This window comes from Nonomuraea sp. KM90, from assembly GCF_052246675.1.
GTDB lineage: Bacteria > Actinomycetota > Actinomycetes > Streptosporangiales > Streptosporangiaceae > Nonomuraea.
In genome coordinates, this window is sequence record NZ_JBQQCB010000170.1 from 1 (window position 1) to 18,722 (window position 18,722).

Annotated in this window: 18 protein-coding genes and 1 pseudogene; 10 read left to right on the forward strand and 9 right to left on the reverse strand. The window is 66.0% G+C overall.

Annotated elements, in window-relative coordinates:
* Positions 1–491 precede the first annotated feature (491 nt).
* The gene (locus tag ACTWPW_RS57790; RefSeq protein WP_443174076.1) at positions 492–1,265 is read right to left on the reverse strand and encodes a MerR family DNA-binding transcriptional regulator; all 774 of its coding nucleotides are present in this window, start codon (positions 1,263–1,265) and stop codon (positions 492–494) included.
* Complete coding sequence (locus ACTWPW_RS57795; protein WP_443174077.1) at positions 1,262–2,074, reverse strand: alpha/beta fold hydrolase; 813 nt, start codon at positions 2,072–2,074, stop codon at positions 1,262–1,264. The genes ACTWPW_RS57790 and ACTWPW_RS57795 overlap by 4 nt, the downstream gene beginning before the upstream one ends.
* Positions 2,075–2,177: 103 nt before the next feature.
* Here ACTWPW_RS57795 and ACTWPW_RS57800 point away from each other — a divergent pair.
* Positions 2,178–2,439: pseudogene (locus tag ACTWPW_RS57800) on the forward strand (hypothetical protein); the annotation flags it as partial.
* Here the strand turns inward: ACTWPW_RS57800 and ACTWPW_RS57805 are convergent.
* The 7 genes from ACTWPW_RS57805 to ACTWPW_RS57835 form a co-directional block, all read right to left on the reverse strand.
* Complete coding sequence (locus ACTWPW_RS57805) at positions 2,385–2,987, reverse strand: hypothetical protein (RefSeq protein ID WP_443174078.1); 603 nt, start codon at positions 2,985–2,987, stop codon at positions 2,385–2,387. The pseudogene ACTWPW_RS57800 and the gene ACTWPW_RS57805 sit on opposite strands and share 55 nt — an antisense overlap.
* Positions 2,988–3,710: 723 nt before the next feature.
* Positions 3,711–4,748, reverse strand: a complete 1,038-nt coding sequence (locus ACTWPW_RS57810) for a serine hydrolase domain-containing protein (protein ID WP_443174079.1) — start codon at positions 4,746–4,748, stop codon at positions 3,711–3,713.
* 64 nt (positions 4,749–4,812) lie between these two features.
* Positions 4,813–5,919, reverse strand: coding sequence for a glycosyltransferase family 4 protein (locus tag ACTWPW_RS57815; protein ID WP_443174080.1), 1,107 nt, complete (start codon positions 5,917–5,919; stop codon positions 4,813–4,815).
* Positions 5,916–6,458 (reverse strand): dCTP deaminase, encoded by a 543-nt coding sequence (locus ACTWPW_RS57820; RefSeq protein ID WP_443174081.1) that lies wholly within the window; start codon positions 6,456–6,458, stop codon positions 5,916–5,918. Before ACTWPW_RS57820 ends, ACTWPW_RS57815 begins: the two co-directional genes overlap by 4 nt.
* Positions 6,455–6,988, reverse strand: coding sequence for a dCTP deaminase (gene dcd / locus ACTWPW_RS57825; RefSeq protein ID WP_443174082.1), 534 nt, complete (start codon positions 6,986–6,988; stop codon positions 6,455–6,457). Before dcd ends, ACTWPW_RS57820 begins: the two co-directional genes overlap by 4 nt.
* Positions 6,985–8,178, reverse strand: a complete 1,194-nt coding sequence (locus ACTWPW_RS57830; protein WP_443174083.1) for a hypothetical protein — start codon at positions 8,176–8,178, stop codon at positions 6,985–6,987. Before ACTWPW_RS57830 ends, dcd begins: the two co-directional genes overlap by 4 nt.
* Entirely contained in the window at positions 8,175–9,485 is a 1,311-nt protein-coding gene (locus ACTWPW_RS57835; protein WP_443174084.1) for a hypothetical protein, read from the reverse strand. The genes ACTWPW_RS57830 and ACTWPW_RS57835 overlap by 4 nt, the downstream gene beginning before the upstream one ends.
* A gap of 139 nt (positions 9,486–9,624) precedes the next feature.
* Here ACTWPW_RS57835 and ACTWPW_RS57840 point away from each other — a divergent pair, with 139 nt between their 5' ends.
* The 9 genes from ACTWPW_RS57840 (at position 9,625) to ACTWPW_RS57880 (ending at position 18,682) form a co-directional block, all read left to right on the forward strand.
* Positions 9,625–10,707 carry a hypothetical protein gene (locus tag ACTWPW_RS57840; RefSeq protein ID WP_443174085.1) on the forward strand — a complete coding sequence of 361 codons (1,083 nt, stop codon included), beginning with the start codon at positions 9,625–9,627 and terminating at the stop codon, positions 10,705–10,707.
* Between the two features lie 175 nt (positions 10,708–10,882).
* Positions 10,883–11,512: a 2'-5' RNA ligase family protein gene (locus tag ACTWPW_RS57845; protein WP_443174086.1), complete on the forward strand. Its 630-nt coding sequence runs from the start codon at positions 10,883–10,885 to the stop codon at positions 11,510–11,512.
* A 921-nt stretch (positions 11,513–12,433) separates the two neighbouring features.
* Complete coding sequence (locus tag ACTWPW_RS57850) at positions 12,434–13,252, forward strand: hypothetical protein (protein WP_443174087.1); 819 nt, start codon at positions 12,434–12,436, stop codon at positions 13,250–13,252.
* 661 nt (positions 13,253–13,913) lie between these two features.
* The gene (locus tag ACTWPW_RS57855) at positions 13,914–14,339 is read left to right on the forward strand and encodes a hypothetical protein (RefSeq protein ID WP_443174088.1); all 426 of its coding nucleotides are present in this window, start codon (positions 13,914–13,916) and stop codon (positions 14,337–14,339) included.
* Positions 14,340–14,345: 6 nt separating this feature from the next.
* Positions 14,346–14,660 carry a hypothetical protein gene (locus tag ACTWPW_RS57860; RefSeq protein WP_443174089.1) on the forward strand — a complete coding sequence of 105 codons (315 nt, stop codon included), beginning with the start codon at positions 14,346–14,348 and terminating at the stop codon, positions 14,658–14,660.
* Positions 14,657–14,953 carry a hypothetical protein gene (locus ACTWPW_RS57865; protein ID WP_443174090.1) on the forward strand — a complete coding sequence of 99 codons (297 nt, stop codon included), beginning with the start codon at positions 14,657–14,659 and terminating at the stop codon, positions 14,951–14,953. Before ACTWPW_RS57860 ends, ACTWPW_RS57865 begins: the two co-directional genes overlap by 4 nt.
* A gap of 102 nt (positions 14,954–15,055) precedes the next feature.
* Positions 15,056–16,099 carry a DUF4192 domain-containing protein gene (locus ACTWPW_RS57870; protein ID WP_443174091.1) on the forward strand — a complete coding sequence of 348 codons (1,044 nt, stop codon included), beginning with the start codon at positions 15,056–15,058 and terminating at the stop codon, positions 16,097–16,099.
* 5 nt (positions 16,100–16,104) lie between these two features.
* Positions 16,105–17,568 (forward strand): YifB family Mg chelatase-like AAA ATPase, encoded by a 1,464-nt coding sequence (locus ACTWPW_RS57875; RefSeq protein WP_443174093.1) that lies wholly within the window; start codon positions 16,105–16,107, stop codon positions 17,566–17,568.
* Positions 17,569–17,644: 76 nt separating this feature from the next.
* Positions 17,645–18,682, forward strand: a complete 1,038-nt coding sequence (locus ACTWPW_RS57880) for a DUF932 domain-containing protein (protein WP_443174092.1) — start codon at positions 17,645–17,647, stop codon at positions 18,680–18,682.
* The last annotated feature ends 40 nt before the right edge of the window (positions 18,683–18,722 follow it).

Here is an 18,722-nt window from a genome sequence, read left to right on the forward strand (position 1 = left end):
GGGTGACGGGGCGCTGGTGCACGCCGTAGACGCGCTGCCCGGTGGTCTTGATCGCGGGCGGGGATTGGGTTTTCATGATTTCTCGTCTCTGTTGTCGCGCTCAGGCGAAAGCTCGCCGAGCAATGGGGGATCGATGGAGGATGAGGGCGCGGCGGTAGGCAGGCGCCTGCGTGCTCATCAGTTCGCGTACCAGGAAATCTCAGGCGCGCTTGCCGACGTGATGCAGGCAGTCGATGCATTTGCGCTCGGCTCCTGGCCTGATGAGCAACTCGACATCCTGAGCCGCCACCGAAGCCGGCATCCGTCAAGCGGTGTCAAGGGCTGTGGCGATCTTCAGGCGCGGGAGGTATCCGCGGCCAGCAGGATCTCCCCGCTGGCGGACGACTGCTCCCCACTCACGGGCACTTCAGTTCCCGATCGGTGGCCATCGGGATTACGGAAGGACCGTGGGCTGCGATTCGGATCCGATTGCGGCGGCTCCGGGACTGCGATTATTGATATGGGATGTCTACGCCGGCGGAGCGCAGTTTCGTCTCGACTAGCGCGGTCAGCCGGGCCATGGCCGGTGCCTGGTCTTCGCCGTGGTGGTTGAGCAGGCCGTATCGAGTGGCGTCAGTGCGGGCCTGGAGGCCGTTCGAGATCGCGAGCAACGCGGGGTTGGCGAGGAAGCGGTCGGCCACGGCAGTCGCGAGTTCCTCGATGCGAGGGTCGTCGGGTTCCAAGTCCTTGGCGGCCCAGCACTGCTTGTTCAAGGCGAGGAACTGGGTGTCATCGAGGGCGTGCTCGGCCTGGGTGAGATAGTCGTCAAAGCCGTGGGGGACCAGCGCCCTGGCCAGCACCATGCCCTCGCGGTGGGCCGCCACCTCCTGCGGGGTGAAGCCGAGGTCGGCGGCCCGGTCCAACAGCGCGCAGGCCCGGTCGGGCAACAGGGCCCGGTCACTGTGGGCCAGCCGGTCCAGCGAGTCACGGCGCGCGATCAACTCCTCGATCCGCTCGGTCAGCCGCCGGTTGACCTCGGCCAGGCCGGCGGCGAACCGCTGCGGATCGGCATCGAGCAGGGCGCCGATCTCGTACAGCGGTACGCCGGACTCAGCCAGCGTCCGGACCTGGACCAGTCGCAGCAGGTCGGACGAGCCGTAGCGGCGATAGCCGGAACCGTCACGGCCCGGTTCGTCGACCAGACCAAGCCGGTGGTAGTGGCGGATGGTCTTGATCGTGACGCCGGCGAAGGCCGCCGCCTGGCCGATCGTGACGCCGCTGATCATGGTCGTGAGCGGCTTTCGCGGGTGAGCGCGGCGAGTTCACGGGTGGCCTCGGCGATGGCGCGGAAATCCTTGCGCACGATCGTGCCGTGGTTGCTGGCGACCTTCGCGCTTATCGTGAGGTTCGGGTTGCGGGCGAGCACAGGATCGAGGGTAGTGCGCATCTGTTCTTGCTCATCATTCTTGCTTCCCAGTGCCTCACCTGAGCCGATCACGTATCGGACCGGGACAGATAGGCTGTCGAGGAGCGGTTCGAGGGCAGCGTGGATGATGTGGGCCTCGATATTGATGTCGGCATGCTGTTCGGCACTCATCCGCGCCGCGTTGCCGATGAGCCGCGCCATCGGCAACGCCCATCGGAACTTATGGAACAGCTGCCGGATGCGTTCGTGGCCGGCAGTGTCGGTCCAGCCGGACGGAAATGGGCCGTCGACCCCGACCACGCCGGCGACGCGGCCCGGATTCCGAGCGGCCCAATGCACCCCGAGCAACGCGCCGTAGGACCAACCCACCAAAAGCGGCCGCTCCACCCCCCTGGCTTTCAGGACGGCGTCGAGATCCCGGACACAGGCCTCGAAGGAGTAATCCGCCGACTTCCTCGATTTGCCGCGAGCCCGCTCGTCATAGGTGATGTGCCGCCACCCCGGCCCCAGGTCGTTGATCACGGGCCGCCAGTGCCGCTGGCCAGCGTAGGAACCGTTCAGATAAACCACGGGGGTCCCTGCCCCGCCGGTGTCGGTTACGGCCAGCGCGGTGTCTTCCACCGGCAACATGCCACGCCAGCCCGGGTAAGTCGCGTTCGAGCTCGTCATGCCATCAGCGTCGACCTTGACCCTAGGGTCAAGGTCAAGTCGCGTTTCCGTGAACTCCGCCACAACGGGTGCGCCATGGCGAGGTCACCCCCGCTGACCAGCGGACAGCCCGCAGTTCATCGCGTCCTGAAGAAGGTGCGGGCCCGTTGGCCGTCCCCCCGCACCCGCCTGACGCAGGCGCCGGAGACAAGGCGTACGTCGCGCGGCAATCGCGCCCACCTGCGCCAACGTCGTATCAAGGCGGTCATCCCGGAGAAGAAGGACCGGCTACGCGGTATGACAAGACACCCGTGAGCGGCCTCGCCGGCCGCTACCTTCGCGCCCCGATGATCTGGCTCAAGGACCCCGCCTGGACCATCTGTTGATCACAACCGCATACGTGCCCTAGAAGTTCCCTCCTTCTGGCCTTGAGCCATCGGTTCTGCGCTTCCTCGCTGACGTCGAGTGACTTCAACGGCACAGGCGTGTCGGGCCATTGGAGTTCGAGGGCGAGGACGGCCGTTTGTGTGTGTCGCCGGAGCCGTTCCTGAAGCATGCGATGCTCGGCGGCTTTCGCTGGTTGAGTGCTGGCCTGGCGGCGAATGAAGATGGTGCCGTCGTCAGCGCCCGTCTTCCCGTCCGACGGCTGGTATGTCTTGCACAGGGGGTAGATGGGGTTGCCCCAGGCAGGGGCCTCCACGGTGATGACCAGGACGCTCTTGTCCTGAACGGGCACATAGGTGGCCGCCCAGATGGGTCCCTCGGTACCGAGGTAAGGCGTCAGGGAGCCTTCGAGGCGGGCGACATCGAGCGGCGTCACGCCGTTGATCTGCCCGGGCTCGGCACCGATGACAACGTACGCGGTGCCCTCGGCGAAGTTCGCCGCCGAATCGGGGTTTCGGTTGGAGAAGCCGAGGATCTGCTTGCTGATCATGAACGCGCTGTCGGCACCGGTCAGAACTGGCGGGCACTTCCACTCGATCCAATGAGCTTCGTCGGCTGGTAGGGCCGCTACAACGGCCAGGATGAGGCGCATTAGATCGGAGGGGCGTCGAAAGGCGCGCGTGTAGTCGACGTTGACGGCCGCGCCGGTTCTCCTTGTCGATCGGTTTCTTGGAGCTTAACCGCTGTGCCGTCAGGCAATTGGCGTATTCTCGGCGCATCGCTCTCCCCTCGGCCGCTGGCCATCCCCGGTCGGGGAGCCTCTCGAGTACGACGGGTTGTCTCCACAAAACGGTCGGTGTGGAGCGAGAGCAAGGGAAGCGGAGTAAGCGATCTGGAGAACCGTTCTCTCCTCGCAGGCGTCCAATTCATCGACTCGTTGTGAAACTGCCGTATCTGCACGACGAGCAGCTTGATCAATCCTTGGCTCGTCACCATGCAGGACCGGAACCGCGATGTCCGCCTGGTCCTTCCGGCCAAAGCTTCCCTTGATCTTCTTGCGGGTCGCGCTTGGCGAACCGGCTCAAATCGGACGCCGGATCGCCCGGCCATGTGCCGAAGAGCAACCAGCGAGTAACCAACGGCGCATCTTCGTCTCGTCGGACGCACCCGAGGATCGAGAAATCCCAGGTCAGATAGGGTGTGGAGTGGTAGGGCGCCCGGGGCTCCAACCCGGAACCTACGGATAAAAGTCGGTTTGCCGGCTGTTTCAGGTCTATGCGAATGCTAGTGAGCGGAAGCTGTTGCGGATATCGGTCAGTGGTTGGCGATCGCGAGCGTAGTACAGCTTGTTGGTGAGAAGGATGGACCAGCGATTCTGTTTGCAAGAGATCCACATGCCGGTCCCGGTGAACCCATAGTGGACGTAGATGCCTTCTTCGGGCGTGGTGCTGGGAGCAGGGTGCCAGAACAAACCACGGGCGGGTTCAAGGGCTCCAGTCTGAACCTGGAGAGACTCCTGCGCCCAGGCAGTGCTGAAGCACAAGCCAGAGCGGGAGGGATGGAGGAGGTGACGTAGGAACAGCGACAGGTCGACCAGGGTTGAGAAGACACCTGCAATGCCGCAGACGCCGCCGAGCAGCCGTGCGGAGAAATCGTGCGCTATGCCCTTGAGATGTCGGTCGGTCTCCTCGTCGTATTCGGTTGGGGCGCAGCGCGCCATGAGGCTGGCTGGTAGTGGGCCGAATTGGGTGGTGGTCATGCCAAGGGGGTGCCAGATGCGGCTCTGGGCGAGCTGGTCCAGTGGGGTGTCGGTGAGGTGTTCGGCGAGGAAGCCCAGGATAAGAGCGGCGCGGTCGGTGTATTCGACGGCTTCGCCAGGAGGCCGGTGCAGTGCCTCTTTGAGTACACCTTCGCGAATGCGGTGCGGGTCCGTGCCGTAGAGGTTCTTGAGATTTGCGCGGAGGGGGACCCCGGCGGTGTGGGTAAGGAGTTGGTGCGCGGTCACGCCGCCGAGTTGATGGCCAGCCAAGTCAGGCATGAGGTTGGAGAGCGGGGCGTGCAGGTGCAGGCGTTGTTCTTCCCAGAGAGCGCCGATGACCGACCAGACGGCCAGGACCTTTGTGAGGCTGGCGACGTCGAAAATGGTGTCCAGCCGCATGGGGTGATCGGGGTTTGTGGGGTCGAGTAGCCCGCACGCACCGCTGAGCTGGGTGCCGTCCGCGTCGCCGATGGCCCAGACGGCGCCGGGGTAGACCTTGTTGTGGACGCCTTCGCGGAGGAGGTGCTCGATGCGGTCCTGCTGAGGCGTCATAGGGTGCCTTTCTGCCGAGATGGCCGTGGTGGCCAGCGTAGTGATGAGAGCGGGTCGCGGCTGCTCAGCGACGCGGTCTGGACCCTCGTGTGATCCGTTTGCCGAGTTCGAGAAGGGCGGTGGCGGTGTTGCTGAGGGTGTGGCGGGCGGCGTTGGCGTAGCCGGCGGTGCGCAGGTCGGGCAGCAGGGTGGGGTTACGGCGCAGGAGGTTAATGGCGGTGGTGAGCGCGGTCGGGTTGGCGAAGTCCACGGGGAACGCGCTGCCGGCCAGGACATCGGTGAGGCCGGGGACGGGCTGGTAGAGGACGGGCAGGCCGCAGGCTTGGGCTTCGACGGCGACGAGTCCGAAGGCTTCGAGCGTGGTGGAGGGAACGGCGAGGGCGTCGTGCTCGGTGAAGCACCGCCAGAGTTGGCTGCGGTCGAGCCAGCCCAGGTAGCGGTGGTGGCAGCGGAGTTCTTGGAGTCGTGGGGCGAGGGTGGCGTACTGGTCGGCGGGAGCTGCGATGCTCAACGTGATGTCGCGGTCGTTGGCGCATGCTTCGGCGAGCGTTCGCACGCCTTTTTCGGCGGTGAGCCGTCCGGCGTAGAGCAGGCGGAACGGCCCGGGGCCGTCCGGGATGCGTCGTGGAGGAGGTGCGGTCACGAGATGATCCGGTACGCCCCAGGGCACGTGGTGGACTTTCGCCGGGTCGAGGCGAGGGGCAAGGTTACTGAGCTGGTCGGCCATGGCAGTTGTGGGGACGACGATCGCGGCAGCCTTGCTGACGGTGTACTGGAGGACATGACGCTGGGTGTCGTGGCAGGCGGCTTGGAGCAGGTCGGTGCCGTGGACCAGAGCGATGCTCGGGATGCCAGGGAGGGCGCGGAGCAGGGCCGGGGTGGCGCCGAAGGCTACGTGCTGGAGGTGAGTGAGGGCGACGTCATTGGGGTTGAGCAGGGAAGTCAGGTGCGTGATGAGGGCATCGGTGTAGGCCCAGAAATCGGAGCCGGTCAGGCATTTTCCCTCTGCCGGCAGGACCTCGATGGGCGGGGGCGGCGGGTGATCGCCTTCGAGCATGAAGGTGCGTGCCGGGATCAGCGGGTCGGGGCCGGTGTAGAGGTCATAGAGAAGTTCGACGCTGCCGCCGGGGCTGCCTGCCGGCAGGTCGAGGGCGGTGACGATCTTGGTCATGGCTGCTCCGGGAATATGGCGATCTCGCGGTAGAGGTGGGAAGTGTCGATGCTGGTGCTGCTCGCGTATTTGCTGGCGTGCTGCTGATAGCTGGAGATGGCGCCGAAAGGGTGCAGGAAGACGAGCTTGCCGAAGGTCATGCCGGGATAGACGCGGACCGGGCGGGCGGTGCGGATCTCCAGGGTCCAGGCGATGGCGTGGCCGGTGTGGCCGAGAGGTGCGGAGACGTGGACCCAGATGCCGAGGGCGCCGATGGTGCGGTTGCCGTTGAGGAGTTGGGCGTAGCGGTCGGAGCAGGTGCGTTCCAGGGTCAGGCCGAGGTACAGGACCCCGGGGCGGAGCAGCATGCCGGTGGCGGGGATGCGCGATTCAGTGCAGCGAGTGGGCCGGGCGGCGTCCAGGGGATCATGGCAGGTCTGGATGCGGTCGCTCAGGCGCCAGTCATAGGCGTTGGGGGTAAGCCGGCGGGGGTCGTACGGGTGGATGGTGATGTCGCCGCGGGTGATGGCGGCGGCGATGGCCGGGCCAGTGAGGATCACTGCGCGCCTGCCCCGAGCAGGTCGCGCCAGTACTGGGAGGGCCGCGGGCCGGCGGCGTCCTGGTATTTGCCGCGGTAGGGGTCGATAGCACCAGTGGAGACGAAGAACATGATCTGGCCGATCTTCATACCGGGGTAGACGCGCAGCGGGCGGACCGGGGAGAGCATAAGCGTCCACTGACCGTGGAAGCCGATGTCGCCGATGGGGGCGGTGATCTCGACGAACAGGCCGAGTCGTCCGACGGAGGAGCGGCCGAACAGCAGTGGGACGAAGGTGTCGGAGCCGACCTCTTCGAGGGTGTGGCCGAGGTAGAGCTCATCCGGGCGCAGAACGTATCCCTCTCGGCCGATGGTGGTTGCGCGGGTGGCGTTGGGCCGGTGTGCGTCGATGATCGGGTCGGTGTAGGTCAGCAGAGTGGGGCCCAGACGGACGTTGTAGCTGTTGGGGTTGACCTGGTTCTGGGCGAAGGGGGAGATGCGGATGCGGCCGTCGCGAGCGGCGGCGCCGATCTCAGGGCCGGTGAGGATCACGCCGCTTCTCCCGTCTGCGCGGTCAGAACGGCACGTACGGCCTGCGCGAGGGGGATTGGTGGGCCGTTCCAGCGGCCGCCGAGGAAGGTGTCGGCCAGATAGCGGGTGGTCCAGGCGCATCGCGGTATGTCCGGTCCGGGATCCACGAGCAGTGGGCCGACTTGGGCACTGAGCATGTCCAGGTCCCCGATGACGAGGTGCGCGCGGACCAGTTGGTTCCCGAAGGGCTCGATGGCCAGCAGGTCACGCTCGTGCAGGAGTGTGCCGAGGCGTACGGGACGCAGGCTGGTGTCGTTGAGGAGGACGGCCTCTGCCGCATGTTGGGTGCGCAGATGCTTGGAGATGAGCGTTAGGACGTGACGACGGTCGAGGACCGCATCGCGGAAGGGGGTGGCGAGTGGTCCGATCGGCTGTCGCAGGCGGTCCTGCATGGCGTCGAGCTGTGACATCAAGTTAGCTATGGGCGGTGCGGTGGTGACCGCGTCTGGGAACTTCCCCGTGTGCGTGGTCCAGCCCTGCTCGTCCCGTACGGCCTGCGCGTAGCCCTCACCCAGTTCGGGCCCTTTGAGCACCACGCTGTTGCGCACGTGAACCGGTCCGTACTGCGGGCCGTGGCAATGCCCAGCGAAAATCACGGAGATGAAGGGGCAGACCGTGGCGAGCGTTCGGTCGTGATCGAATCCGGAGTGGCTGAGCACCACCCAGTCGTCGACCGCGTTTCGGTGACGTTGATGCAGCTCGTGTAGTGCGAGCGATGGTTCGATGACGTCGTGGCCAATGCGCTCGGCGAGCGGAATGGTGGCGAACGCGTCCTCGCCGATCACCGCGGTCACGCCCACCCGCCGGCCGCCGATCCGCTCTATGCGTACGGTCCGGAACAGTGGCTCACCGGTGCTGGCGTGGACGGCATTGGCGCAAACCGTCAGAGCTCGGAGATCGGGCTCGAAATGGTGGCGCCAACCGTGGTTGCCGGGCGCGAGAACGTCGTACAGAGAGACCAGGATACGGCGCTCGATGTCGCCGCCGCCCAGGCGGTAGTAGCCGCTGCCTTCGAAGAAGTCGCCGCCATCGACCACCAGCGCCCGTCGGCGGGCGGCATGCAAGTACGCGAGCATCGGTGCGGACCGGTCGAAGCTGGAATGCACGTCGACAGTGGCGACGATGCCGTCCAGCGCACGTTGGCCGGTCATGCGGCTTCCTCGGTGATGTCCGCGCCGAGGTGGCGCAGCTTGCCGGGCAGATCCGCATGTCCACGGCGCAGTTGCGTCAGGCCGCTCACCGTGGTGATGCCGTCGGCCGCCAGCCCGGCGACGATCAGGGTGGAGCCGGTTCGGATGTCGTTGGCCTTCACCGCGGCCCCGACCAATCGTTGCGGACCGGCGAACCGGCAATGTGTTGCTGACAACTGCTCGATCACCGCGCCGAGGCGCGCGAGCTGTGGAATCAGGTTGCCGTGCCGTCCCGGGTTGATGGCATCGGCGAACAGGTGCCCGCCCGGCATGCCGAGCGCGAGCGCCATCAGCGGCGGCTCGAAATCGGCGTCCAGGCCGCCCGGGGTCAGGGACGCGATCGCCCGCAGCGGCTGGCCGGTCAGCTGCGTGTCCTGGCCCTGTACGGTGACCGTGTCCGCGCCCGCGTGAGCAGGGATCCCGAGCCAGGCGAACGCCTCCATGGCCGGCAGTACATCGGCCGCCCGGACACCTCTGATCTGAGCCGATCCCCGGGTGATGGCGACCGCGCAGGCCAGCGTGACCGCCTCGACCTTGTCCCCGGGCACTTCCCAGGTCAAAGGCGCATCGCCATTCAGGTGCAGGGGTACGAGTGTCAGCGCTTCGTCGTTCGCGGACGCATCCCACCCGGCCTCCCGCAAGAAGGCGAGGATCTCTGCCACCTCCGGCGACAGGTTGGGCTGGGTCACCGTCAACCGGCAGCGGTCGATCACGGCCCGCAGGACGGCCGCCACGGTGGCGCCTCGTGACCGGTACGGCAGCGCGATCGCCAGGTCGACCGCTTGCTTCTCGCCCTTGACCACCTGGTATCCCGGGCCGTCCAGCAGCACCCGGTCCCCGAACGCCTCGTAGACGCGGAAATGCAGGTCCATTCCCCGCTCGCCCACCGGACATCCGCCCGGCCATGGCAACCGGGCCCGCCCACAGGAGGCCAGGAGCGCGGGTACCAGGTAGTAGGAGGCGCGGATGGCCGCCGCGTCGTCGAGTTCGATGGGCGGCTCAGTACGAGAGATCGGCATGATGACAACTTCTTCTGGGTTGCTCTCCGACCGCGCCACGCTGTAGCCGCACAGCCGGAGGAGATCAAGCAACGTCCGTACGTCCTGGCATTGGGGCACATTGCCCAGGTGAGCCAGTCGCCCGACGGACGCCGCTGTCGCGATCAGCGGCAGGGCGGCGTTCTTCGAGCCGTCCACTCGGACGGTGCCGATCAGCGGCTCTCCTGAGCGGATCGCGATCGCGTCGGCGACAGAGACAGTCGAAGGCATGATGGCCTACGCCCCTTCCGAGGCAGGGAACTTGGATGACTCTCAGTAGATGACCTGCATCGGAGCGTTGTCAGGAGGACAATGAGGGGCACACACGGACGCGCTTGTCCGTCCCTTGCGGAAGAGGAAGGGACACGCGATGTCACTCCCCGACATCCCCTCATGCGCCGTACGGCTGCGCACCGAGCGCGAGGCCCGGCTCTGGGACATCCCGGAGATGGCCCGCGAGCTTCGTCAGCTGGCACCAGATCTTCCGGACATCGCAACTCTTGCTCGGATGATCAGAAGGTGGGAAGGAGGACAACACCGACCCGGTACGCGGTACCAACTGCTGTACGCCCGGGCGTTCGGCTGCTCCTACGAACGCCTCTTCGCTCCAGCGTCATCGCCGGAAGCGGATGCCGAGCCGTTGAGCGTGATGCCCGCCGGCGAGGTCACCCGTTTCGGCGCCTGGGCAGAAGCGACCGGCGTCGGCCCCGCCACCCTCGAGTACTACGCCACCTCCTTGTCGAGGCTGGCTCATGAGTACCTCTACCGGTCGCCCGCACCGCTCTTGAGCAGCGCGGCCGGTCTGGCCAGGGACCTGTTCGACCTGCTGCAAAAGGGTCATCAACGCCTGGATCAACGCCGCGAGCTGTACGCCACGGCCGCCAAGCTCTGCGCGTTCATGGCCTGGGCTGCAGGAGACCTCGGCCAGATCGGCGCCGCGGAAGCACATGCCCGGACCGCCCTCGTCCTGGCCGAACAAGCCGACATCCCCGCCGCTCGGGCACTGGCACTGTGCGCCCAGTCCAAGACCGCCTTCTGGGACGGCCGTCAGCATCAGGCGGCTACGTTGGCCCGAATGGGCTTCGAATGCTCACCCAACGACACGATGAAGGTGTTCCTCGCCCTGCAGGAGGCCGACGCCTATCAGGAGTTGGACAACGTCCCCAAGGCTCTGCAGGCGGTACGCGACGCCGAACGCGCCCGAGCGACGATCACGGGCCCGGACGATCCCGGTGGGTTGTTCGCCTGCGGCGTGGCTCGCCAGGGCAACTACACCATGACGGTCCACATCCGCGCCGCGGACATGCGAAGTGCCATGGCGGCTGCCGAGCAGGCGCTACAGGCGTACCTCGAAGGGGAGGAACGGGCCTACGGTACGTGGGCGCAGATCCACATCTGCATGGCCCACGCGTACCTGATCACCGGCAGCTCGAAGCAGCCGATAGCCACCTGACGCCCGTTCTGGAAGAAGCGCCTGAGCGACGCCTCGCGCCTGTTGTCACCCGCGTCCTTGAGATCGGCCGGTTCCTCACTCAGAGTCGGTATCGAGACGATCCGCTCGCTCGGGACCTCCGAGAGCGGATCGACCACTACCGTGCAGCAGGGCAGACGACCGAAGGGCATTACACGTGACTGACTCCCGGATGCGTGATCACTGGTGGTGGCGGCCAGGCTGGCGCGTCGGCCGCCGGATGTACACCTTCCACACCACGTTCCAGGATCAATCTGCCCTCCACCGGCTGGTCGCCGCCTACCACGCACCCCTGTCGGCGCTGGGCGGCCTTGACCTGATCCCGAACCGCTGGCTGCACCTGACCACCCAAGGCATCGGTTTCACCGACGAGGTCACCGACGATGACCTCGACGACATCATCAAGGCGGCCACCGCCAGGCTGGCGTCCCTCGGCCCGGTGGAGCTCATCTTCACTCGTCCGGTCACCGATCCGGAAGCGCTGCAGTTCCACGTCCAGCCGGCCGAGTCGATGCGAACGGTGCGGCAGGCATTGCGGGAGGCGATCGCGGATGTGTGGGGGCGGGAACAGGTTCCCGACTCCGAACAGTGGAAGCCGCACGTGAGCATCGCTTACAGCAATTCAGACGGGCCGATGGAGCCTTACGCCGCGGCACTGGACAGTGTGCGCTCTGAGCCAGTGACCGTTACCGTTCGAAGCATTCAGCTCATCGTTCTGGATCGCGATGAACGCCTCTACCGCTGGACCACTAAGGCGACCATTCCGCTGTCCGCAGGGATCCTGTGAACAGCGGAGGCCACGTCTACACGATGCTCTGTTACAGCTTGCGGGCGCAGGTGACTGGTATATATCCACTCTTCGGTGCACCGGCGCCGACGAGATACCAGTCATAGTGCTCCGAGCCGCACTTCTTATATGATTTTTCGCGCCCAATCACCTTCCAGCAGCTCTCCAAGACGTCACCCCTCTTCACTTTCCTGACGATCGGAGCGTCCGACCGAGGTTCGTCTCGGATCGCGACTACGTCGCCGGTGACCACAATTCTCTTGTCGCAGGCCGCTATGACGGAGCGCGACTCACTTTGGGCGGATGCAGGCGTGAACATGGTAACGATCAGAAACGCTGCCGTCTGGCTCAGGATCAGAACCCGTCGCATGGGGGTGCTTTCCTCTCTCTCGGAGGACAACGGGTCTATCACTCTGGGCTTGCTCGCCCAGAGTGGTTGAGCGAGGGGATGGAATGCGGCGGCAGAGTGGCTGCCCGCGGCGACTGGTTGCGGGATGCCAAGCGGCCAGCGGCGCGGGCGATCACTCCTCTGTGTACCCGTCCGGATAGCCCTGCGAATACCTCTGCGGATTAAGCAGGGGTAGGTGCAACCGGAGTTCGCCCAGGTCAAGGCCCTTTTCACTGGCCAGCAGCAAGCCCCGACTGATGTAGTCGGATACCTCCATAGATGGGCCGGCCAATATGCGCACGTGCAAAATATTCGTACGGCAAATGCAATCGTCATATCCATTTCAACTCTCTCTCAATTCCGATTCTCGCTTCACTTATTCGATTCCCATAACAGACAATTCCGACACTGAAGGTACCTCTAATCAATTCCCCGTGATAATTGATTTGATCTCCGTGATGCGATTTAATTGAATTGGTCAAAGGTGAGGGGCGCCCGATGTAAATCGGACGCGAAACGATCGGAGAGCGGCTATGGCGAAAAGCGCCTTCGGAAGCGTACCCGCGAGCATTCCCGGTAGCAGCCTGGCGGCAGAGGACATGGCGCGCGTCACACCGGAGGACTGGATGGAAATCCGCAAGTTGGCGCGTGGCTACTGCCGTACGGTCGATTCCACTCGATCCCGCAAGCGCATGGACGGGAGTGCCACCATCGTCAAGGCTGGCCATGCCCCGTACGGCACCGACGACGTCTCCGACGACGTGAATCAGGACGCCGTTCTCCTGTTCGCGCAGCGGCTCCGTGACGTGCTCGGCAAGTGCCAGAGGGCTCCCGAGAGCGGGGAGACCCGCGACACTCAGGCGTGGATATACGTACGGCGGGACGGGACTGAGATGACCATCACGCGGACCACGCTCCAGCGCTGGGCGGTCCGTGACGCCGCAGCCCGCAACGGCTACCGCGTGGACGTACCCCCGACCGAGGTCGATGCGACTCCTGGCGCGCAGCTCATGCGCGGGCTCCCACATGCCGAGAACGTCACCCGTGCCGCGGTGGCGTTCTCCACTGCTCAGCACAGCGCGGAGATCTTCCGTCAGGCGTTCGGGGACGGGCAGGAGTTCCCCGTCCTGAGGGAGATCATCGCGAAGGCCGAGCAGGCGGATGACCTGGGGCGGGCGGGCATCTTCGCCAAAGTCGCCCAGGAGAGAGAAGGCGGCGTCTATGGATCCCGTCGTGCCGTTATTCGCGTGCGAGATGCGGCGCGCGCAGAGCTCAGGGACCTGTCTGAGCGCCTTGACGACGCGAGGGGCGCCATGCTTTACGTCGGAAGCGATTCGACGACTGACGACTGACGCCGTAGCAGTCAGTTAGAGCCCTGGAGTTCCCGCTCCGGGGCTCTTTTTGTTGGCGAGAAAAGCTTAAGAAATCTCCTTTCTCTCCGGACGCTTGGGGGGAGTTGTGTGCCGTATTTAAGTGAGAGTGAAAGTTCGCTCCCTGCAGGTCCGCGCCTATTCGTGCGGCGCAGATTATTTCGAAGAATCGCTCGACGTGCGGACGATTGAGCCATGCACATGACCGTATTCAAGTGGGGGAAAGCGAAAAGGAGTGTGGTGCCCCCTGCGCTGTCCTGCGGCCGCGCGATACGGAAACCGCCCGATTTCTTCATGCTCTTGAGGAGGTGTGCGTTCATGACCGTGCCCCCTTCCGAAGAACTGTTCATCATCGTGCTCTGCCCGCAGCTTGCACCGGTTGCCCATGCGTCGGCGTGTTCATTCCGGTGCTTGTTCCTCTCCCCGGAACACAACCGGCTGGGGGACTGGTGCGGAGCGGTGACCGATCTCGACCAAGTCCGCGCTCGCTTCCCCGGAGTGCTGTTCCACAACTGCTTGCGTGACGTCCTGCATGCCGGCATCCCCATGGCCAACACGAGCACGCGCGGTATCGACGGCCCGCCCCCACGCCCTACCGACCAAGAACCCAACCCAGAACACCGACCCCGGGGAGGACACCCCTATGGCCGTCCTTGACGGCATCACCTTGCCCCAGAGGTGGCGAATCACCCCACGTCTGTTGGCCGGCTGGCCGATTGATACCGATCACCTGCTCGAACTGTGGCCGCACGGCCGCGGGAACGACGGGCGGACCCGATGGCTGTACCGATTGTCACGCCGCAACCGGACGATCTTTTCCGCCACTGACATCAGCTCCCCGGTTGGCACCACGCTGTCCACCGACACCCTGATCACCACCGCGCGCACGGTGTTGTCATTCCTGACCTTGAGCCTGGGAGGCACCGACGCAGAGTATTTCGACGCCTACACCCGTACCCAGCTCAATTGGCGTGATCAATTCGCTGAGGAGCTGTCGGTGTACGCCCTGGAGGATGTCTGTGGCTACTGCGGCGGGGAGCATGCATCGCCCGGCTGCGGGACAGGGTGAGCACCCGTGCCACGTATCTCCAGCCGTTCCCACTTCCCTGGGCTGTACATGGCACAGCGCAGGGCGTTCAGCACGCAGGGCGCGTTGTCGGCGGTGTGCCGTGCCCCCGCCCACACCGGACGCCTTCCGGCCGAGTGGGTAGAGCGCTTTCGCTCCGACGCGCCCCACATCGTGTACGTGGTGCTCTCCTACGCCACGCCGATCGCCTGGGTTCGCGATGACGACCAGGTGATCATTCCTGACTGCGCCTACTCCCTCACCACCACACGCCATCAGCGGCTGTGCCATGTCTGGTTGCCAAAGGAGGAGGCGTCGTCGTGATCGTCTACGGCCTGTGGTTCGGCGGATCGTGTTACCGCGATCCCGAGAATCGTGATCTTGAGGTGTTTCCCTCGCTGGTTGCCGCCCGTACGGCGTTCCTCGCTCGCTACCAGTACGGCATCTGGCAGCGTTCCCGCTTCGCCTTCGTTCACCGCATGCCCGTTCAGGTGCTCACTCCGTGCGTAGGCGCGGACTGCTCGATGCTCCTGTACGCCGGCCTCGACCGGCTCACCGATCCCAGCTGGCGGCTGTGCGTGGGCCCGCGCGGCGGCATCCGCATCGAACGCCTCTGACCGACTCGCCATTCGCGCGCTGTACGCCCTCCACCGGGGCCGTGTGGCGCGCTTCGCTTTTCGCCCGTCCCGCTGTCCGCATCTGCCCTGGAGGTGTCGGCCGTGGCCGAAACCGTGCGCCTGTCCCAGCCCGTCGACTACATCGCGATCGTGCCCTATCTGTTCGGGTTCCACCCGACGATGAGCCTGGTCATCCTCGGCTTCCGCGATCAGACCCTTATCAACGGCATCCGTCACGACCTGCCCCATAACCGCGACGAAATCCCCAACATCGTCGCCCACAGTCTCGACATCCTGACCCGCGAGGAGGCCAGCGGGATCTGGGTGATCGGCTACGGGCCCGCCAGCCTGGTCACACCTGTACTGGATGACATGCGAGCGGCGATAGCGCCGACCGGTATCCACCTCGCTGAGTTTCTGCGGTGCGAAGACAGTCATTACTGGTTCTACCCCGACCTAGGCCCTCCCGACGGGACTCCCTACGACATCACGACCAGTCAGGCGGCCGCGGGCGCCGTCGTGGCGGGCCTGGCCGCATCCCCGGACCGGGAGACATTCGCCGCCTGCCTGCAACCGGCGCAAGGACCAGACCGTGACGCCGTGCGAGCAGCCACCCACGTGGCCCGCGAGCGTGCCACGTCGATGCTGACCACTGCCACGCCACGAGACTGGTACGAGGAAGGCCTGCGCTGCGTCCATGCCGCCTTCGCCCGGCAGCTGGCCGGCGAGCCGACCAGCCCCGAAGAGCTGACCTGGCTGGGCATCCTGCTCACGTCGATCACCGTACGCGATGTGGCCATCACGCTGATCGGCACCTATTCCGCACCCGCCCACATCGCACTGTGGAGCGAGGTGGTTCGCCGTGTCGAGACCGGTTACGCCGCCGCTCCCGCCACGCTACTGGGCGTGGCCGCCTTCGGCACCGGAGCCGGAACCCTGGCCCGCATCGCCATCGACCGCGCCCTGGCGGACAACCCCGCCTACAGCATGGCCAGGCTCGTGGACTTCGCTCTCAGCAACGGCGTGCCACCCTCAGCGATCCATGAGATGCACGCCACCGTGACGACCGAAGAGATCGAGGCGCAGGTAAAGCGGTGCCCCAGAGCCGCCCTGCCCCAGCTTCCTACGCCTGGTGAGGGGCGGTGACCACGATGGCCCTCGCCGCCGTCTCTTCAGCTGTCGTCATCGGCCTGTCCGGACACGTCGTCCGCATCGAGGCCGACGTATCCCCGGGCCTGCCCGGCTTCCACCTGATCGGCCTGCCGGACACCGTGACGGCGCAGACACGAGACCGGGTCCGCGCCGCGATCCTCAACAGCGGCTGGGACTGGCCCGACCAGCGGATCACGGTCAACGTGCTTCCCTCCGAGCTGCCCAAGTACGGCTCCGCGCTGGATCTGGCCATCGCGGTGGCCATCCTCGCCGCCGCCGGCACAATGCCCACCGAACCGCTGGCCCACACCGCTTTCCTTGGAGAACTCGGCCTGGACGGCAGCCTGCGGCATGTTCGCGGGCTGCCCTCCGCCATCCGAGCCCTGATCGTCTACGGAGCCCGCGCTGTCGTCGTGCCCGTGGCCAGCACCACACACACCGGTCAGTGGGCGGTCATACCCGCCTCCTCCCTCACTGACCTGGTCAAGCAGCTGACGAACGGTGCACGGGCCACCGTGCCAAACCCTCCAGCCACCGCCGTCGACGTACCCGAATTGGATCTGGCCGATCTGCCCGGCAACCAGGCCGCGAAAGACGCTCTGGAGATCAGCGCGGCCGGAGGACACCACCTGCTCCTGCAGGGGAGAGGCCCTTGTGCCGCGCTGGCCGCATGCCTGCCCGGCATCCTCCCACCGCTGGAGGACACCAGCCACACCGAAGTCTCCGAGATCCATTCGCTCACGGAGACGCCCTGGCAGGACCGACGCCGACCGCTGTGCGCACCGCACCACACGAGCACCGCCGCCGCGATCTTCGGCCGCCGTGGCCTCGGACTGGTCCGCCCCGGCGCCGTATCGCTGGCGCACGCGGGCGTACTGTTCCTCGACGAGGCGCCCGAGTTCGCCCGCAGCATCCTGGACGGCCTGCGCTACCCCCTGGACACCGGCGAGGTCATCCTCGCCGACGCGGGCGGCATCCTTCACCTGCCCGCCCGCTTCCAACTCCTGCTGGCCACGCACCCCTGCCCCTGCGACACCACCTCTTGCCACTGCGGGACGGGGGAGCAGCGGCGCTACCTCAACCGGCTCACCACCCTGCGGGAACGCATCGAACTCACCGCACCCCTCGAACCGCACGATTGGACCGCCGAGCCGGGAGAATCCACCGCCATCGTGGCCGAGCGCGTGGTCGAGGCCCGAGCCCGTGCCGCTCACCGCCTGAAGGGCACCCCTCGACAGACCAACGCCGAGATACCAGGGCTGGAACTGCGCAGCACCCACCGCCTCGACCCCGACGCCCTCGATCCACTCGACACGCCCCTGCGCAGCGGCACGATCACCCCGGCTGCGATGACCCAGATCCTCCGCGTCGCATGGACCCTGGCCGACCTGCGTGCAGCAGCCCGCCCCGGCAAGGACGACACCCACCAAGCCCTGCTCCTCTGGCGGGGCGAGCCCCTCTGACCACACCCACCTGCCCGGCACCCGAAGCAGGGCGCTGGGGCGCTTCGCATGTCCCAAAACCAAGGGGGAGAGCTTCATGTCCAGTGAGAGCCTGACCTGGCTCAACCAGAACACCCTGATCGGCTTCACCGACAAGCGCGGCACCGCCTGGCACTACCGCGCCAGCCGGCAAGGTGACGAGCCTAACCACTACCTCGGACCGATCCCCGTCGACGACGTCAAGCGCCGCCTGTTCCACTGGGAACCCGTGGAAGGCACCATCGAGACCACCTACCTGACCGACGACGGCGTCACCCGCCTCAACGACCCCACACGCAAGGCGATCATCCGCCCCGACACCGGCCGCATCCTCGGTGTCTTCAAGCAGGGATTCCGCATCCACGAGTACAAACGCTGGCTCGTGGATCACATCGAAACCCTCCTGGACGACAACCTGTCCATCGGTTCCGCCGGCCTGCTGAAAGGCGGCGCCGTGGCTTGGGTCCAGGTCGAGGTGCCGGACACTTGCACCACCCCCGAAGGCATCGCCTTCCGCCCGTTCCTCTCCGCGGCCACCTCCCTGGACGGCTCCCTCTCCTCGACCTACCAGACCGGCGCTCAGCTGATCGTCTGTGACAACACCCTGTCCGCCGCTCTGGCCTCCAACAACGCCAAGCGCGTGAAGGTCAAGCACTCCCGCCGGTCCCTCGATCACGTCGTCGACGTACGCGATGCGCTCGGCATCGTTCACCAGACAGCCGACGGCTTCGCCGCCGAGGTCAAGCGCCTGTGCCGGATCGAGGTGTCCAGGTCGAACTGGGGTCGCTTCCTCGACCGGCACGTACCCGTACCGGACAAGCGAGGCGCCAGCCGCACCATCGCCGAGAACAAGCGCCACACTCTGAATCACCTGTGGAACCATGACCAGCGCGTCAGCCCGTGGCAGGGAACGGTCTTCGGCGTCGTCCAGGCCGTGAACACCTTCACCCACCACGAGCAGACCGTCCGGGGCGCGGCACGGGCAGAACGCAACATGCACCGCATGATCACCGGTGGCGTGGACGAACTCGACCTGGCCACCCTTCACACCCTCGAAAAGGTCCTGGACCGACCGCTCCTCAGCAAGGCGACCTGACGCTGTTGAAGTGGGGAAACAACCTCCGCCCCCCCCCTCC

What these genes read in the sequence shown, in the direction of transcription:
- ACTWPW_RS57815 (WP_443174080.1), bottom strand. Translation starts at nt 5,919, where the DNA reads ATGACCAAGATCGTCACCGCCCTCGACCTGCCGGCAGGCAGCCCCGGC.
- ACTWPW_RS57840 (WP_443174085.1), top strand. Translation starts at nt 9,625, where the DNA reads ATGTCACTCCCCGACATCCCCTCATGCGCCGTACGGCTGCGCACCGAG.
- ACTWPW_RS57805 (WP_443174078.1), bottom strand. Translation starts at nt 2,987, where the DNA reads ATGATCAGCAAGCAGATCCTCGGCTTCTCCAACCGAAACCCCGATTCG.
- ACTWPW_RS57810 (WP_443174079.1), bottom strand. Translation starts at nt 4,748, where the DNA reads ATGACGCCTCAGCAGGACCGCATCGAGCACCTCCTCCGCGAAGGCGTC.
- ACTWPW_RS57855 (WP_443174088.1), top strand. Translation starts at nt 13,914, where the DNA reads ATGGCCGTCCTTGACGGCATCACCTTGCCCCAGAGGTGGCGAATCACC.
- ACTWPW_RS57790 (WP_443174076.1), bottom strand. Translation starts at nt 1,265, where the DNA reads ATGATCAGCGGCGTCACGATCGGCCAGGCGGCGGCCTTCGCCGGCGTC.
- ACTWPW_RS57835 (WP_443174084.1), bottom strand. Translation starts at nt 9,485, where the DNA reads ATGCCTTCGACTGTCTCTGTCGCCGACGCGATCGCGATCCGCTCAGGA.
- ACTWPW_RS57830 (WP_443174083.1), bottom strand. Translation starts at nt 8,178, where the DNA reads ATGACCGGCCAACGTGCGCTGGACGGCATCGTCGCCACTGTCGACGTG.
- ACTWPW_RS57880 (WP_443174092.1), top strand. Translation starts at nt 17,645, where the DNA reads ATGTCCAGTGAGAGCCTGACCTGGCTCAACCAGAACACCCTGATCGGC.
- ACTWPW_RS57795 (WP_443174077.1), bottom strand. Translation starts at nt 2,074, where the DNA reads ATGACGAGCTCGAACGCGACTTACCCGGGCTGGCGTGGCATGTTGCCG.
- ACTWPW_RS57850 (WP_443174087.1), top strand. Translation starts at nt 12,434, where the DNA reads ATGGCGAAAAGCGCCTTCGGAAGCGTACCCGCGAGCATTCCCGGTAGC.
- ACTWPW_RS57875 (WP_443174093.1), top strand. Translation starts at nt 16,105, where the DNA reads ATGGCCCTCGCCGCCGTCTCTTCAGCTGTCGTCATCGGCCTGTCCGGA.